The sequence below is a fragment of the Mucilaginibacter rigui genome (genome assembly GCF_014773275.1).
Classification (GTDB): Bacteria; Bacteroidota; Bacteroidia; order Sphingobacteriales; family Sphingobacteriaceae; genus Mucilaginibacter; species Mucilaginibacter rigui_A.
This window is the reverse complement of sequence record NZ_JACWMW010000004.1, coordinates 210,823-226,702: the sequence shown is the minus strand read 5'-3', so window position 1 is coordinate 226,702 and position 15,880 is coordinate 210,823. Positions and strand designations below refer to the sequence as shown.

The window sequence follows — 15,880 nt, the reverse complement described above, 5'->3', positions numbered from 1 at the left end:
AAGTAAGGGTAAATAATTAATGTAAATGTACCCGGTAGCGGCAAAGGAAGAGAGAGGGTATCGGTAAACGGCGGCGATGTATCGACTATCCGATTTTTTTCAGTCACATTTTCACCCAGCGGCGGGCAAAATCGGCATAACTGTCGCTGATGGGCAGCTCAATATCCGCCAGTTTTACCTTGCGGCCTTGTATGGAGATGATTTTTTTTACCGGTACAATATAGCTGCGGTGAATGCGCTGAAATTTATCTTCGGGTAGTTTTTCCAATACCTTTTTTAGCGGCATCAGGGTTAATATGGTTTTGGCATTATGCACGTGGATCTTGATATAGTCCTCCATGCTTTCAATATATTCAATTTCTTTAAGATCAATTTTTACCATGCGGTATTCCGAGTACACGTACAGGCTTTCATCCTCGCCCTCTTTGGTAAATGTGTTTTTGTATTTGTAATACTCAACGGCTTTTTCAACCGCTTTGCCAAAACGTTTTACATCAATGGGTTTTAGCAGGTAATCAATAGCCTCCAGTTCAAACCCCTCAAAAGCAAAATTTTTATAAGCGGTGGTAAATATCACCATAGGTTTAACGGCAAGGGAGCGCACCAGGTCTATCCCTGTAATATCGGGCATGTTAATATCAACAAACAGCAGGTCGATAGGGTTGTTACGCAGGTATTCGGCGCCGGATACCGCATCCTCAAAAGTATTTACCAACTGTAGAGCAGGGAACCAGGCCACATAGTTTTTGACCAGTTCAAGCGCAAGAGGCTCATCATCAATAGCAACACATTTTAAAGCCATGGGTACTTAGATGTATAAGGTTAATACCACCGTGAACTGATCGTTATCATCAGCAATATTCAGCACATGTTTGCCGGGGTATAAATGCTCCATGCGTTGTTTTGTATTGGCAATGCCAATACCGGTACGCTCAATATGCTCCTTACGCTCAAATACGGGGTTAACGCACATAAAAGTAATAATATCGTCGGCAATGTGCAGGTTAATATCAATAGCGCTTTCGTGCTGTTTGCTTACGCCGTATTTAAACACATTCTCAACAAAGGTCATGAACAGTAAAGGGGCTATTTTTTGCTGCGCAATGGTACCGGTTATGTTAAAATTAACCGTGGTTTTGCTGCCCAGGCGTAACCGTTGCAGGTCTATATAATCTACAATGCAATCTACCTCGCTTTGCAGGCTTACAAAATTCTCGGTCACATCATCGGTAACGTAACGCATAATGTTTGATAGCTTCATGATGCTTTCGGCCGTGTTGGCGTTGTTGGTGATGGCCAGCGTGTAAATGTTATTCAACGTATTGAATAAAAAGTGAGGGTTTATCTGGGCTTTAAGAAAGGAGAGCTCGGCGTTTGCTTTTTCGGCTTCGGCGCTGATGGCGCGCTGCTCGGTAAGCTGCCATTGCTGTACCGTTTTTATAGCTGTACTTAAAGCCATGATCATTAAAAAAAAGAACAGGCTGATGCTATCGAAATGTTTGCGCCTGCCCCCTTGCCAGCGCTGGCCAAACTGTGAGGGCAGCTTGCCGCTTTTAAACAAACTATCGCGACGGGCCCGTTGCTGCTCAAACTGCTGGCGGTTTTCTATTTGCATGGCCATTTTGCTGCGCCAGCCCTCGCTGTTGCGTAACAATTTTTCAAACGGCTTTAAAAAGCATACGGCAACAAGTAAGCACACACATATAGCAGCGTAAGTGATGTACCTCTTTTTCAGAAAAAACAGCGGGAACATGAGAGAGCTATTTAGATAAAATAGCGTTATAAAGGTTAAACAGAATAACCAATAATATGGCGATGCAAGTAAAACCAATAAGCTGGAACTGCCGTTGCGCCCGTTTACAAACAACAATGGCAACGCCATAAATAGCAGCCAGCAGGCAATATGTATAATAACCGAAAAGGTTTTTAAGCGTAACATCTTCAAAGTAAGTACTATTTAGCCTGTAAGTTACGCAATGTATCGGTAAGCGGGTGCTTTGTGTGGACGAACTATCCGTGTACGGTTTCGCCTTTGCCGTAATTTTGAATCACCTGCGCCTCAAATGCCAAAAACTCCGTCCAGCGGGCATCAACGTCAACAGTTACCGCGTGTTTACGGGCAAGCCTTAAAAACATGGCGTAATGGGTAGCTTCGCTTATCATCAGTTCGTGGTAAAATACGGAAAGCTCCTTATCATTAATATTTTCTGACAGTACTTTAAAACGCTCGCAGCTGCGGGCTTCAATCATGGCAGAAAGCAATAGCCGGTCTATCAGCTGTTGTTCGCGGCCGCCGCCAACTATCATAAATTTACGAAGCTCGTTCACGTAATTATCCCTGCGCTCTTTACCAAGCACAAAACCACGCTTTAGCATTATCTGGTGTACCAGTTTAAAGTGCTCCATTTCCTCCTGGGCAAGGGCTATCATTTCCTGTACCACATCGCTGAGGTTAGGGTTTTGGATAATCAGGGTAATTGCGTTGGTGGCTGCCTTTTGCTCGCAATAAGCATGGTCGGTCAGTAATTCTTCAATATTGCTTTCCACTACATTTTTAACCCATAGCGGGTCGGTAGGTAATTGAAGTTTAAGGATGGTTTTCTCGCTCACAGGGGCAAAGATAAGGGGTTGTATGTAAAAGGCGAAAGGTAAAGAGATTTAACTATTGCATAGCCGCTGCCAAGTATAAAGCAATATTTTTAAGCGGCCCGGCAAAACACATCAAATATTGACACACTATGGCCCGCCGTTTGGGGTTATTAATCGTTCGTTCTTTTGTTCTTTATCCAATACCAGCCCAGGTTATACGCAATAACGGTATGGTTAAGCAAGGTTGGTATTAAACCATAATGCCGCTTCATAATATCAAACCGCTCCAGCAGGCTTTGTTTATGTTTGGCTTTAGACATGCCGCCAACCAGATATTTAGCCACATACCCATCAACCTTAACAATTTTTTTAGCCTTTTTTGCCGCCCGGATGATCCAGTCGATATCCGCGCTCAACTGGTATTTCGGGTCGTAAGGTTCGGTTAAAGAACGCCTGATATAAATTGCCTGGTGGCTAACGCTCATGCCATACTTAAAGCTGCGCCAGTTAAATTTGTCAGGCGCCTGGTGGCGGCGCCGGCCAAGGCTTTCGCGTTCGTTGTTCACCATTTCGGTTTCGCCGTAATAGATATCGGCATCGGGCGCAGTGGCAAACACTTTGGCAACTGTATCATTAGCATAAAACTCATCGCCCGAGTTCATGAATATCACGTAATCGCCGGTGGCAAGGGCAAGGCCTTTGTTCATGGCATCGTAAATACCCTTATCTTTTTCACTGACGAGTTTGGCTATGCGGTCTTCGTAATTTTTGATGATATCCAGCGTACCGTCGTTCGATGCACCATCAACCACAATATATTCTATCCCAATATAAATTTGGTTTAAAACCGATAGCATGGTGCGCTCAATATCGCGCGCATTATTATATACGATGGTGATTACAGAAAGTACTGGCTTCATACAACAGGAGCATTTAAAACCGACTTATACAAGTCTATATACTGCCCGGCAACTTTCTCATTATTAAACATACGCTTTACTTTGTACCGCGCTGCCGATGCATATTTATCGTGGTTGCCTGTGTTTAACACATCATTAATGCCTTCGGCCAGATCTGTTGACGATTTAAACTCGGCCATATAGCCGTTCACCTGGTGGTCTATCAGATCGGGGATGCCGCAGGTGTTAAAAGCAACCACAGGGGTGCCGCAACTCATGGCCTCCATGATCATATTCGGCAGGTTATCTTCAATAGACGGCGATACAAAAACATCAGCCGCACTGTAAATTTCAGCAAGGTCGGCGTGTGCCGTTATGGTGTTCAACTGGTGCACCGGGAATGGCAGTGCGGTGGTGTCAAAATGTTTATTCTTACCAAATATTACCATCTCTACAGCAGTATCGCTCATGTGGGTATTATTCAAATATTTTAGCGCATCTACCAAAAAGCTGATGCCTTTGCGCCTGTCGTTAATGTTGGCCGCGCCAAACAGGATTATTTTTGCCGATGGATTGATGCCCCATTTTGCCCTTGCTGCCGCTTTATCCTTCGGCGAAAACAATTCTGTATCAATAGGGTTTGGGATAGCCTGGATAATGAAGCCTTTTAATAAAGTGCTTTTCATAGCCACCTCGCCAAGCCAATGGCTGCAGGTTACAACAGACAGGTTTTTGGCGACAGAGAGCATATCTTTTTTATGCAGCCAGCCATCGTGCGAGATATCATCGTTTTTCGGGTCGCGCAAAAAATAGCAGTTGCCGCATTGGTTTTTAAAATGGTTACAGGGCCCGGCATAATGGCAGCCGCCGGTAAAAGCCCACATATCATGCAGTGTCCAAACCACGGGTTTATTTAAGGCGATCAACTTTTTAACATCCTGGATGGACAGGAAACCGGAGTTAGTCCAGTGCAGGTGGATGATATCCGCCTCCCGGATAATCTTCGATGTGCTGATATCCGTACCGGCATTTGCCGTAGAAAAAGCAAACCGTACCGATTTATCCCTTTCCTGGAAAAACATAAAAGGCAGCCGTTCTAAAAAAAAGTTAAGTTTTGACCGCAGCTTACCGAAAACATTTCGCTCAACCGTGTAAACCGCTTCTTCCGCGCGTTTTTTATGTTCCACAACCATGGTTACATCCACAGCCTGTAATTGCAGGGCCTTTAAAAGGCGCATGCAGGCCTCGGCAGCGCCGCCGCCCGAGTCGGATGTGTTTATGAGTGCAACCTTCATTCAGCAGATATCATTTATCGGGGCAAGTATAATGATACTAAAATTAAAAATTTTACTTTTGAATGCGTCATCGCAGCAATAATAAAGTTTAACAGCAAACCGGCACCCATAACATGAACTTTTTCGCCTACTTATTCCAGGATTGGAGCGCCAACCGGGGCAATATAAAGGGGCGGCTGGTTTTGTTCCTGTTCAGGTCGGTACAGATCGTGAACCGCCACATACTGTTAAAAATTCTTTTTTGCTGGCACCTGGTACTCTATCGCCTTTTTATAGAGTGGCACTTAGGCATTGAGCTACCACGCAAAACCACCGCGGGCAAAGGCCTTATTATTTACCACGGGCAGGCTTTGGTGGTTAACCAGAGGGTTATAATTGGCGATAACTGCGTACTGCGCAACAGCGTTACTATAGGCCATAAAAAACTGGCCGACGGCACATTCAGCAAATGCCCGCGTTTGGGCAATAATGTTGATGTGGGCGCAAACGTTTGTATTATTGGCGATGTTACCGTGGGCAATAACGTAATTATTGGCGCGGGGGCCGTGGTGATCAAAGATATACCCGATAACAGCATTGCGGTAGGTAACCCCGCCCGCATATTAGAGCAAAAAACTGAAACGGCAACCCGTATTGAGCATATTTAATGGAGAATAATTTAACCGACCGTTCCTTCTGGAAATCGTTTTGGGAATCGCGCAAGGGATTGATATTTAAACTGAAACCCAATTATGTTTTTGGTGATATCCTGGCAAAAATAATTGCCGACAAAGGCGTGCAGAACGCTATTGAACTGGGGGGCTTCCCGGGATATTACTCTATTTATCTTAAAAAATACCAGCACCTAAAAACTACCCTGCTCGATTATTTTATCCACCCGGAGCTGGTTAATAAACTGCTTGCAGTAAACGATTTGAAGCCCGGCGATATCAACATCATCGAGGCTGATCTGTTCACCTATGAGCCTGCCGAAAAGTACGATATGGTACTCTCTTTCGGTTTGATAGAGCATTTCAACGATACCCAATTCATCATTAACGAGCACCTTAAGTTTTTAAAACCGGGCGGTACACTGTTCATTACCCTGCCAAATTTTAAAAGCGTTAACGGCTGGGTACAAAAGAATTTTGACAAAGAGAATTACGACAAGCACAACATCAACAGTATGGACCTTAACCTGCTGCGCGATAGCTGCAAAGCACTTGGTTTAAAGGACATTGAAGCCTACTACCACGGCAGGTTCACCGTATGGCTGGAGAATAAATCGGAACAAAAAGCCCTGTCGAAAGCTATTGTAAAAGCCATATGGACGGTGGGTAAAGTGTTTACCAGGATAGTACCGATAGAAAGCAAAGCATTATCGCCTTATATTGTGGTGAAGGCTACGATGCCTTTATAAAAAAATTGTCATTTCGAACGAACAAGGGCAGGGTTGAGCAAAGGCTGTGAGGAAAAATCTTTTACATCATGCCTACGATTGCAAATAATATACTTATCGCTTTCGCCGTTGTTGGTGTTGTCACCAACAACCTTTGGGCAGGTAGTAAACAAGCATGGCGGCTTGTTGGTGACAACACCAACAAGGGCGGGAAAAGATTTCTCCTCGTACCTCGTTCGAAATGACAGGCGGAAAAAACATCTTACGAAAACTTCTCTTCCATCATCTTTTCCAGCGCGAACATTTCGTCGCGCAGCTTGGCAGCCAGCAGGAAGTCCATATTCTTTGCTGCCGCCACCATATCCTTGCGGGTATTTTCTATCGATTTTTTCAGATCGGGCTTGGTCATGTACTGCACTATCGGGTCGGCAGCAAGCGAAACGCTGTCGGTTTCTACATAGGCTTGTTGTACACCTCCCTTAAAATCAACCACCGAGGTTTGCTCCATGATCTCTTCTTTTGATTTCCCAACCGTTTTAGGTACAATACCATGCTCTTCGTTATATTTTATCTGCAACTCGCGGCGGCGGTTGGTCTCGTCCATCGTAATCTGCATCGAGTCGGTTATCTTATCGGCATACATAATTACCCTTCCCCTGTCGTTACGCGCAGCGCGGCCAATGGTCTGGATCAGCGAACGCTCCGACCGTAGGAACCCTTCCTTATCAGCATCCAAAATAGCTACTAAAGATACCTCCGGTAAGTCCAATCCTTCACGCAGTAAGTTGATCCCAATCAATACATCAAACTCACCAAGGCGCAGGCCGCGCAATATCTCTACACGCTGTAAGGTCTTCACCTCCGAGTGGATGTAACGGCATTTAATGCCGAGCCTGTCCATATACTTGGCCAGTTCTTCGGCCATACGTTTGGTTAAGGTGGTTACCAGTACACGGTCGCCCATTTTGATGGTTTTATCTACCTCATCAAGCAGGTCATCTACCTGGTTTATAACAGGGCGCACATCTATCACCGGGTCAAGCAACCCTGTAGGGCGTATCACCTGTTCAACAACCACCCCACCCGATTTCTCCAATTCGAAATCGGCAGGCGTAGCGCTTACATAAATGGTTTGCGGGGCAAGGCGCTCAAATTCCTGGAAGTTTAACGGCCTGTTATCCATTGCCGCAGGCAAACGGAAACCATAATCAACCAGCGAGATCTTCCTCGACCTGTCGCCGCCATACATGGCCCTTATCTGTGGTACGGTAACGTGGCTTTCGTCAATCACCATCAGGTAATCATCCGGGAAATAATCAAGCAAACAGAAGGGGCGCATCCCAGGCTGGCGGCCGTCAAAAAAGCGGGAGTAATTTTCTATACCGCTGCAATAACCCAACTCGCGGATCATCTCCAGGTCGTAATTAACCCTTTCTTCCAATCGCTTGGCTTCAATAAAGCGGCCATCATCAATAAATTGTTTCTTGCGGGTTTCGAGTTCTTCCTGTATAGCCCAAACCGATTGCTGGAAGCGCTCGCGCGGGGCCACATACAGGTTGGCCGGATAAACCACCATGTGGGTCATTTTCTCTATGGTTTTGCCTGTGGTGATGTCAAACGTGCTTAGTTCTTCAATATCATCCCCAAAAAAGCTGATGCGGTAGGCATAATCCATATACGCCGGGAAAATATCCACCGTATCACCCTTAACACGGAAGGTACCGCGTTTAAAGTCGGCAGTGGTACGGGCGTAAAGTATTTCAACCAACCGGTGCAGAAAAGCATTCCTGCTGATACGCGTACCTACTGCGAATTTGAATACCGAATTGGCAAAATCTTCGGGGTTACCCATACCGTAAATGCAGGATATAGACGATACCACGATCACATCCCTCCTGCCGCTCATAAGCGCCGAGGTGGTACGCAAACGTAGTTTTTCTATCTCTTCGTTTATCTGCAGGTCTTTTTCTATATAGGTGTTTGACGAGGGGATGAACGCCTCGGGCTGATAATAATCGTAGTATGATACAAAGTAGTTCACCGCATTATCCGGGAAAAACTGCTTAAACTCGCCATACAGCTGTGCTGCCAGTGTTTTATTGTGGCTCAGTATCAGTGTTGGCTTTTGGGTTTGCTCAATTACGTTGGCTATGGTAAACGTTTTACCCGACCCTGTTACCCCCAAAAGGGTTTGGAACGGATCGCCGTTGTTTACACCTTCAACCAGTTGCTTGATGGCGCCGGGCTGGTCGCCGGTGGGTACGTACTGAGAAGTTATTTTAAAATCCATTACTCAAAAATAATGATTAGTTGTTAGTTAACCAGTGGTTAGCGATTAGTTAATAACGATTTTGACCGTTCGATGTTCCAAATCAACACAAAGAAAACATCAAGGGATGACAGCCCTATGTCAGCAGGGGTTTAAAGGGCGATTTATTTTTATCATGATAGATAATGTGCTATATTTAATGCTGCTAACCGCTACCCCTATGACGCCTTTTATCCTCAACAAAACCGATACCATTGCCAACCAGTTTTTGGCCGAACTGCGGGATGTAAATATACAGCAGGATAAATACCGTTTCCGTAAAAACCAGGAACGGCTGGGCGGGATACTGGCTTACGAGATCAGTAAAACTTTAAAATACAGCCCTACAGAAGTAGACACACCGCTGGGTACGGCCAATATAAACTTAGCTATTGAGCAGCCTGTGATAGCCACCATACTACGCGCCGGGCTACCCTTTCACCAGGGGTTCATCAACTTTTTCGACCGTGCCGAATCGGCTTTTGTAACGGCTTACCGTAAGGTTAAGAAAACAGGGGCGTTCACTATCCAGATAGATCAGATCTCGGCCCCCAACCTGGAGGGCAAAACGCTTATTATGTGCGATACCATGCTGGCCACCGGGCAAAGTATTGCACTGGTTTGTAAAGAGATAATAGCGCAATACAATTTAAAAGCTTTGCATATTGCATCGGTTATTGCAAGTACCGAAGGCATTGCGCATGTACGCGCCAACCTGCCCAAAGCCCAGATCTGGACCTGCGCCGTAGATGATGAAATGACCAGCAAGGCTTACATTGTACCCGGCTTAGGCGATGCCGGGGATTTGGCTTTTGGAGAGAAGGTATGAGGATTTACGATGTTTGATCTTAGATTTACGATTTGAAATATGGTAACTTTGGGGCAAACTTGTGAGAACATGCCACAATCTAAAATCGTAAATCGTACATCTAAAATCTACAAACATATCTTCTTCGACCTTGACCACACTATTTGGGATTTTGATAAAAACGCCGAAGAAACCCTGCACGAGCTTTACGGCACATACAACCTAAAAGGAATTGGCCTGCACTCTGCCGACCTGTTCATAGAAACTTACACCCGCCACAACCACCGCCTTTGGGCTGAGTACCACCTGGGCAGGATAACAAAAGATGAGTTACGCGAGGAACGTTTTAAATCTACCTTTATTGAACTGGGCGTACAACCCGACCTGATGCCCGCCGATTTTGAGGATGCCTATGTAAACCTGGGGCCAACAAAAACCAACCTGTTCCCCCACGCACACGAAACGCTGGCTTATCTGCAAAGCAAATATACGCTGCATCTGATCTCAAACGGGTTTAAAGAATCTACCGAGCTCAAAGTAAAAGGCACTAACCTAGGCAGCTATTTTCAAAATGTGATCATATCTGAAGTGGTGGGCGTTAACAAACCCGACCCATTGATATTTAAACACGCCATTGAACTGGCAGGCACCACCATCGAAGAAAGCCTCATGATAGGCGACAGTATTGAGGCGGATATCCGCGGGGCTATGGGCGTAGGCATGGATGCCATTTATTTTAACCCCTGCAATTTGGAAAAACCCGCCGATGTGCCGGTGCAGATAGTGCATTTGAAAGAACTGCTAACGTTGCTGTAGTTTAACAGTGTTATTGCGCAATTATCTGATTAAGCTCTTCCACAAACCGTTCAATGTTCCGGCTTCTTCTCAGGGTGGCTAACATTAAGCTCTCTTCTTTGCCGCTTGTTGGCGAAATAAAGGAAACGTAAATCTCCGTACCGGCATAGATAAGGTTAATGGTTTTGCGAACGGTCCTGATACCAGTATAATCCCGCAGGTTATAAGCTTTATTACCTAAATTGATCGGGCTCTTCCTTTCAATAGTTTTTGCAAATGTATCAATCGTAATATCTGTAAAGCTTGATAAAAGGATAGCCGCGCCACCTATAAATAAAAAAGCAAGGACGAAAATTTTGCCTATTATGCCGTTATAATCTATCCATGCGCCGGGGGTAACTTCATGTATGCCAAAGGCCAACAACGTCAGCCCAAGTATAACGCCGCCAATTTTGTTTTTCTTTAAAGTATATTGCCCGCCAAGTGGTATAAAATATTTGTAAGTAGATATAGGCTGTTTCACCTCATCAGCTAAAGCACCATGCTGATCTAAAAAATTATGCACAAGCGGTATCACCTCATCTACAAAAGCAAGTGCATTGGCATCTGTATTTTTACTGTAGCCCGATGACACTACAATACCTTTCCCGTATCGGTTATCCTTCCGGTAAATCCTGTAATTATATCCCCCGCCCATGTTGGTCACCGCGTTAATGCTGTGCAGCTTTTTAAAGGGAATAATGCGGAAAGGGAAAAGGCCCATTAGCTTTTTGCTCATTATGCCTTTACTGTTATCAAATTCAACAGATGTATTCCCTATTAATATAAACAGCAGTATAATTACCGATAAAAAAATCCCCAGGTATAATGCCTGGTGGGTATCTCTCTCATAATTTATAAATACCGCAATTATGGCAGCAAATATTACGGCCAGCACTACACCCATAATGTAAAAAGAACCATGAGGGTAGATAGTAACCTTGCTTGCGTCAAGTTTCCAACGGGTTTTATAAAGGCTTTTTATTGACATGATATGTGTTTTGGGTGATGCCGTTTCAACATTTGCGGCACTTAAATAGTTTGAGCTTTGTATTAAATTTTGTGTTATGTTTTATTACTAACTTTAAACCATGAACCTGGGTAAAGAGCGCCGCGCCATTGATGCCGCATTAGATACGTACCGCGAACTGCTGGATACTTTTACTGACGAACGTTTCGTTGAAACACCACCAATGGGCGGCTGGAGCTACGCCGAGGTTTACGATCATATCCTGAAATCCAGCCTCGGATCGGCCATAGCGGCCGAACGCTGCACACACAATAACTGCCCGCCCACCAAAAAAGGCCCAAACTTTTGGGGCCATTATTTAATGCTCACCGGCCTGTTCCCGCCGGGTAAGCTAAAAGTACCGGACGAAGTAGCTGCTAAACTTGCTCCAAAAAAACTGGAAGTGGAGGAAGCCAAAAACCTAATTGTAAAAACAAGAAAAAAGATAACCGAGATAACCGACCTCATCAAAAACGCGCCCGAAACTGCCCGCTGGCAGCACCCCCGCCTGGGTATGCTAAACGCCGGACAATGGTTAAAATTTATAAGGGTACACTTGCAGCATCATTTAAAACAATTGGGGCGCATTAAAACCAATTTCTCTAACGGGTAATATAACAGTTGCCTTCTCTTCAATTTCACCCGCTTTTCATACTTTATTGGTAACTTACTTTAATAAACAGGCCTGTTATCTGCATAAAAGCTGTTTTAAGTTTATTTTGTGTGTTAACGTAACCTTTTACATTTAACATAGTCTTAACACTATAATAATTTGATTATATGATATTTGTAAAAATAAGGAAAGATGAATTTTGAATTTACTTACTTGTTTGTAATTGGATTACTGGTATTGCTTGGTGCATTCTATTTAAGCCCTTACGAACTAAAGGTTAATGAAGACGACGAGGAAGAATAATCCCCGTTTACCGGCTACCAGCGCTTATAATTTAACGGCTATTTACATGGCCCCTCAATTTTAATGGCAAAACGCGAAGTCGACATCGTTATCATCTCTGATGTACATTTAGGTACATATGGCTGCCACGCCAAAGAACTCCTCAAATATCTTAAAAGTATCAAGCCAAAAATGCTCATCCTTAACGGGGATATTATAGACATTTGGCAATTCAGCAAATCGTACTGGCCCGAAGCACACATGAAGGTGGTGCGCCGTATCCTTAAATTTGTTACCGAAGGCATCCCGGTATATTACCTTACCGGCAACCACGACGAAATGCTGCGCAAATTCACCGATTTCAACCTCGGCACTTTTCAATTACTCGATAAAATAGTATTGAACATCGACGGCAAAAAAGCCTGGATCTTTCATGGCGATGTGTTTGACGTTACCATGCAGCACTCCAAATGGCTGGCCAAGCTGGGCGCTGTTGGGTATGATACGCTGATACTCATCAACAGTTTCACTAATTGGTTTTTGACCGCTATGGGCCGCGAGAAGATGAGCTTCTCGCAAAAAATAAAAGCCAAGTTTAAGGATGCCGTAAAATTCATCAACCAGTTTGAGCAAACCGCTGCCGACCTGGCCGTTGAAAAAGCATACAGCTACGTAATCTGCGGGCACATTCACCATGCCGAGATCAGGGAGATCCAATCTACCGAACAAACCGGCTCGGTACTATACCTAAACAGCGGCGACTGGGTGGAAAGCCTTACCTCGCTGGAATACCACAACAAGGAGTGGAAGGTATTTAAATACCAGCCCGATGATTTTAAGCAGGATAACGACGAGGATGACGTAAGCGATGCTGAAGACCTTGACGCCAAATTGGATGTACGTAGCCTGCTGGAAAGATTTAAGCAGGAAGCGCATTAAATGGCCAAGCGAAAGCATCATTTATATTTTTCTGAAATGTCAATTTTTGGCCAAAAAATAAAAAACTTCCTGATAGATGCACTGCCACAAAAAAATTAACTTTGAGTAAATACTTATTATTTACTTAAACAAACAACACAATGAAAAAACTAAACGATTTTGGTGCAATTGAACGGCTTACAAGAGCGGAAATGAGAAACGTAAAAGGTGGGCTTGTGCAACCCGGTGGGCCTGGTGGCCCGGTTGATGGTGGTGGTGGTGATGGTGGTCGTTGTTCTACAGCGTCATGTACTTTGAATGACAACGAATATATATATTCAGGAACCTGTGGTTCGTTTTCTTCAATCCCCGGATCCTGCGCATGCGTAACAGTTGCCGGCCCATATTCTCCAAAAGGCGGCACCAGCCATTGTGTGATATAAACATTTTAAATTATGCTTGAGGTACAAATCAAATCTTCGCTTTTATTAAGAAACGAATTTTAAACACTGTTTTGATCACCATGCGAGCAAAACGCATTCAAAAACCTTCTATATCGAAAACTTCTTAAAGGGCTTTATTGATAGCAAATATTAGGTTTGTAACTCAAGTGTTAATGGACAAGCGCGGCTTTTATTCAACTTAGAGGCTCTTTTTAATTAAGTACCAAAATGACTAAAAAAACTTTTTTGATAATACTTTTTTTTACTGTTTTAGGCTGTGATGATAAGAATTTAGAAAGTAAGGTTATTATAAATGGGAATATTGATAACCGTAAAAATGGGAAAATATATTTAGTTGATATGGCAAAAAAAGATATCATTAAAGATTCCACAACGGTTGTTAACGGTCATTTTAATTTTACCCTTAAACCTACATCTTCATTTTTGCCTTTTGAAGCAATGCTGTGCATGTGGGATAATTATGAAGGGATGAAATATTTACGGCCAATAGGTTTTGTAAACCCTTATAAAAAAAAATATTTTGAAAGCATATTTTATGTGGACAGAGGCGCAACTTTTATTGATAACAAGCACAATGTAAACAATCTCCAGGTTTATGAAATTAAGGGGAGTAAACAAAACGAGCCATATTACAAACACCTTGAGTTTGGTAATCTGGATAAAAAAAGCATTACTGAACGGAAAAGAATAATAGCTGATGACTTAAATTTGATAGCAAAATATCCTTATTCCTTTTATTTTTTAAACATGCTTTATATGAATCGTGAATTATATACAAGTGATGAATTAAATTTGTTACTAGGGGGATTTGAGGAAGAAGCTAAAGTTTTTTTACCGTACAACAAATTGAAGGCTTGGCTACGGTACAAACAAAAAGGCAAAACATCTTTAACGGATATAATCCTGAAAAATGAAAAAGGTGTTAACAAACCTGTTTTTGATTCTACTGCAAAAATTAACATGCTGGTGTTTTGGGCCAGTTGGTGCGGCCCTTGCCGCAAAGAGATACCAAACTTAAAAGAGATATATCTAAAATACCATAACAAAGGGCTTTCTATAACTAATATCTCATTAGACAATAATGAAAAAAAATGGCAAAATGCTTTAGCCGTTGAAAAAATGCCTTGGAAACAACTTATAACAAATGACTCTGCAAAGAATACATTTGATCTGGAATATAATACAACTGCCATACCTGTAGTAGTACTAATTAATAAAAAAGGGGAGGTAATTACGCGTTTTTCAGGGCTTTTGTCTAAAGAAAAGTTTTACAAATCTCTATCCTTCCTGGATGGAAACTAATAACAACTATGCACAATTTGGTTTTAATTCCCCGCTTGAGAGGGTAATAGCTCATTGCACAGTGCCGTTTTGAACCAAATGACGGATAGTCATTATAGATTTATTGCAAATACACTCCTATTACACCATTAAATAATCTTGTATACATATTTCTTTACTAAATTGCCCGCAATTCTACGCGTATGAAAATATTGTTCGGTATACAGGGTACAGGGAATGGCCACATCAGTCGTGCCCGCGAAATAGTGCCCCTGTTGCAGCAATATGGCGAGGTTGACCTGCTGGTGAGCGGCACCGAGGCCGAAGTAAGCCTATCACAGCCACTTAAATACCGTTTCCATGGGTTTAGCTTTGTGTTTGGCAAAAATGGCGGGGTTGATAACTGGGCCACCTTCAAGATCATGAACCTGCGCCGGCTTTGGAAGGATATGCACAGCCTCCCACTGCACGAGTACGACCTCATCATTAACGATTTTGAACCTGTTAGCGCCTGGGCCTGCCGCCTGCAAAAAGTACCGTCGGTATCGTTAAGTCACCAGTGCTCTTTTGTTTCGCAAAAAACGCCCCGGCCAAAAAAATGGAACTACGCCGAATGGCTGTTTAAATACTATTCGCCCACTACGCACCATATAGGTTTCCACTTTGAGCGGTATGACGATTTTATCCACACCCCGGTTATCCGCAGCGATATCCGCAGGATGGAAACCAGCGACCTTGGTCATTATTCGGTATACCTGCCTGCCTATAGTGATAAAACGCTTATCAAGCATTTAAAGGATACCAACGCCGAATGGCAGATCTTCAGCAAGCGCACCAAAACCGCTTACCGCGAAGGAAATGTACAGGTGTTCCCCGTGAATAACGAGGCATTTAATATTAGCCTGGCCAGTTGTACCGGCCTGCTTACTGGCGGTGGTTTTGAAGGCCCTGCCGAAGCTTTATTCCTGGGTAAAAAGGTTTTAATGATACCTATGCGCGGCCAGTACGAGCAGCAGTGTAATGCCCTGTCGGCCTCAAAACTTGGCGTTGAAGTGATCCATACCATCAATCACGATTTTGTAGCACGCATCAACAACTGGCTGGCAGATGACCGCCGCATTGTAGTTGATTTCCCCGACGAGACCGCGCAGATAGTGGATGATATGGTGAAGAAGTACGCGCGGAAATAATCTTGCAGTTTG

General features: G+C 43.6%; 16 protein-coding genes. 9 read left to right on the top strand and 7 right to left on the bottom strand.

The features are described 5' to 3' along the window. Positions 1 to 103: 103 nt before the first annotated feature. The 5 genes from IDJ75_RS17645 to IDJ75_RS17625 all read right to left on the bottom strand — a co-directional run bounded on the left by IDJ75_RS17645 (position 104) and on the right by IDJ75_RS17625 (position 4,783). Positions 104 to 802 carry a LytR/AlgR family response regulator transcription factor gene (locus IDJ75_RS17645; RefSeq protein ID WP_191176969.1) on the bottom strand — a complete coding sequence of 233 codons (699 nt, stop codon included), beginning with the start codon at positions 800 to 802 and terminating at the stop codon, positions 104 to 106. Positions 803 to 808: 6 nt separating this feature from the next. Further along, positions 809 to 1,939, bottom strand: a complete 1,131-nt coding sequence (locus IDJ75_RS17640) for a sensor histidine kinase (protein WP_191176968.1) — start codon at positions 1,937 to 1,939, stop codon at positions 809 to 811. Between the two features lie 71 nt (positions 1,940 to 2,010). Then, complete coding sequence (miaE, locus tag IDJ75_RS17635) at positions 2,011 to 2,610, bottom strand: tRNA-(ms[2]io[6]A)-hydroxylase (RefSeq protein ID WP_317173793.1); 600 nt, start codon at positions 2,608 to 2,610, stop codon at positions 2,011 to 2,013. Positions 2,611 to 2,759: 149 nt separating this feature from the next. Then, positions 2,760 to 3,509 carry a glycosyltransferase family 2 protein gene (locus IDJ75_RS17630; protein ID WP_191176967.1) on the bottom strand — a complete coding sequence of 250 codons (750 nt, stop codon included), beginning with the start codon at positions 3,507 to 3,509 and terminating at the stop codon, positions 2,760 to 2,762. After that, positions 3,506 to 4,783 carry a glycosyltransferase family 4 protein gene (locus tag IDJ75_RS17625; RefSeq protein ID WP_191176966.1) on the bottom strand — a complete coding sequence of 426 codons (1,278 nt, stop codon included), beginning with the start codon at positions 4,781 to 4,783 and terminating at the stop codon, positions 3,506 to 3,508. The genes IDJ75_RS17630 and IDJ75_RS17625 overlap by 4 nt, the downstream gene beginning before the upstream one ends. Before the next feature lie 113 nt (positions 4,784 to 4,896). Between IDJ75_RS17625 and IDJ75_RS21340 the strand changes: the two genes are divergently transcribed. Both IDJ75_RS21340 and IDJ75_RS17615 read left to right on the top strand, forming a co-directional pair. Continuing rightward, positions 4,897 to 5,430, top strand: coding sequence for a serine acetyltransferase (locus IDJ75_RS21340; protein ID WP_191176965.1), 534 nt, complete (start codon positions 4,897 to 4,899; stop codon positions 5,428 to 5,430). Further along, positions 5,430 to 6,182, top strand: a complete 753-nt coding sequence (locus tag IDJ75_RS17615) for a class I SAM-dependent methyltransferase (protein ID WP_191176964.1) — start codon at positions 5,430 to 5,432, stop codon at positions 6,180 to 6,182. Before IDJ75_RS21340 ends, IDJ75_RS17615 begins: the two co-directional genes overlap by 1 nt. A gap of 241 nt (positions 6,183 to 6,423) precedes the next feature. Here the strand turns inward: IDJ75_RS17615 and uvrB are convergent, their stop codons facing one another. Next, on the bottom strand, positions 6,424 to 8,451 hold the full coding sequence (gene uvrB, locus IDJ75_RS17610) for an excinuclease ABC subunit UvrB (RefSeq protein ID WP_191176963.1): 2,028 nt from the start codon (positions 8,449 to 8,451) through the stop codon (positions 6,424 to 6,426). A 199-nt stretch (positions 8,452 to 8,650) separates the two neighbouring features. On the opposite strand from uvrB, the gene upp reads away from it, so the two are divergent. Beyond that, a complete protein-coding gene (upp, locus tag IDJ75_RS17605) occupies positions 8,651 to 9,298 on the top strand; it encodes a uracil phosphoribosyltransferase (protein WP_191177127.1) in 648 nt (215 codons plus the stop codon). A 69-nt stretch (positions 9,299 to 9,367) separates the two neighbouring features. Beyond that, complete coding sequence (locus IDJ75_RS17600) at positions 9,368 to 10,093, top strand: YjjG family noncanonical pyrimidine nucleotidase (RefSeq protein WP_191176962.1); 726 nt, start codon at positions 9,368 to 9,370, stop codon at positions 10,091 to 10,093. Between the two features lie 10 nt (positions 10,094 to 10,103). On the opposite strand, the gene IDJ75_RS17595 is transcribed toward IDJ75_RS17600, so the two are convergent. Then, the gene (locus IDJ75_RS17595; protein WP_191176961.1) at positions 10,104 to 11,102 is read right to left on the bottom strand and encodes a hypothetical protein; all 999 of its coding nucleotides are present in this window, start codon (positions 11,100 to 11,102) and stop codon (positions 10,104 to 10,106) included. A 100-nt stretch (positions 11,103 to 11,202) separates the two neighbouring features. Between IDJ75_RS17595 and IDJ75_RS17590 the strand changes: the two genes are divergently transcribed. The 5 genes from IDJ75_RS17590 to IDJ75_RS17570 all read left to right on the top strand — a co-directional run bounded on the left by IDJ75_RS17590 (position 11,203) and on the right by IDJ75_RS17570 (position 15,868). Then, positions 11,203 to 11,733, top strand: a complete 531-nt coding sequence (locus IDJ75_RS17590; protein ID WP_191176960.1) for a DinB family protein — start codon at positions 11,203 to 11,205, stop codon at positions 11,731 to 11,733. 366 nt (positions 11,734 to 12,099) lie between these two features. Next, positions 12,100 to 12,954, top strand: coding sequence for a UDP-2,3-diacylglucosamine diphosphatase (locus IDJ75_RS17585; RefSeq protein WP_191176959.1), 855 nt, complete (start codon positions 12,100 to 12,102; stop codon positions 12,952 to 12,954). A gap of 191 nt (positions 12,955 to 13,145) precedes the next feature. Further along, on the top strand, positions 13,146 to 13,376 hold the full coding sequence (locus IDJ75_RS17580; protein ID WP_191176958.1) for a hypothetical protein: 231 nt from the start codon (positions 13,146 to 13,148) through the stop codon (positions 13,374 to 13,376). A gap of 228 nt (positions 13,377 to 13,604) precedes the next feature. Further along, a complete protein-coding gene (locus tag IDJ75_RS17575; RefSeq protein WP_191176957.1) occupies positions 13,605 to 14,699 on the top strand; it encodes a TlpA disulfide reductase family protein in 1,095 nt (364 codons plus the stop codon). A gap of 182 nt (positions 14,700 to 14,881) precedes the next feature. Continuing rightward, positions 14,882 to 15,868: a glycosyltransferase family protein gene (locus IDJ75_RS17570; protein WP_191176956.1), complete on the top strand. Its 987-nt coding sequence runs from the start codon at positions 14,882 to 14,884 to the stop codon at positions 15,866 to 15,868. Positions 15,869 to 15,880 lie beyond the last annotated feature (12 nt).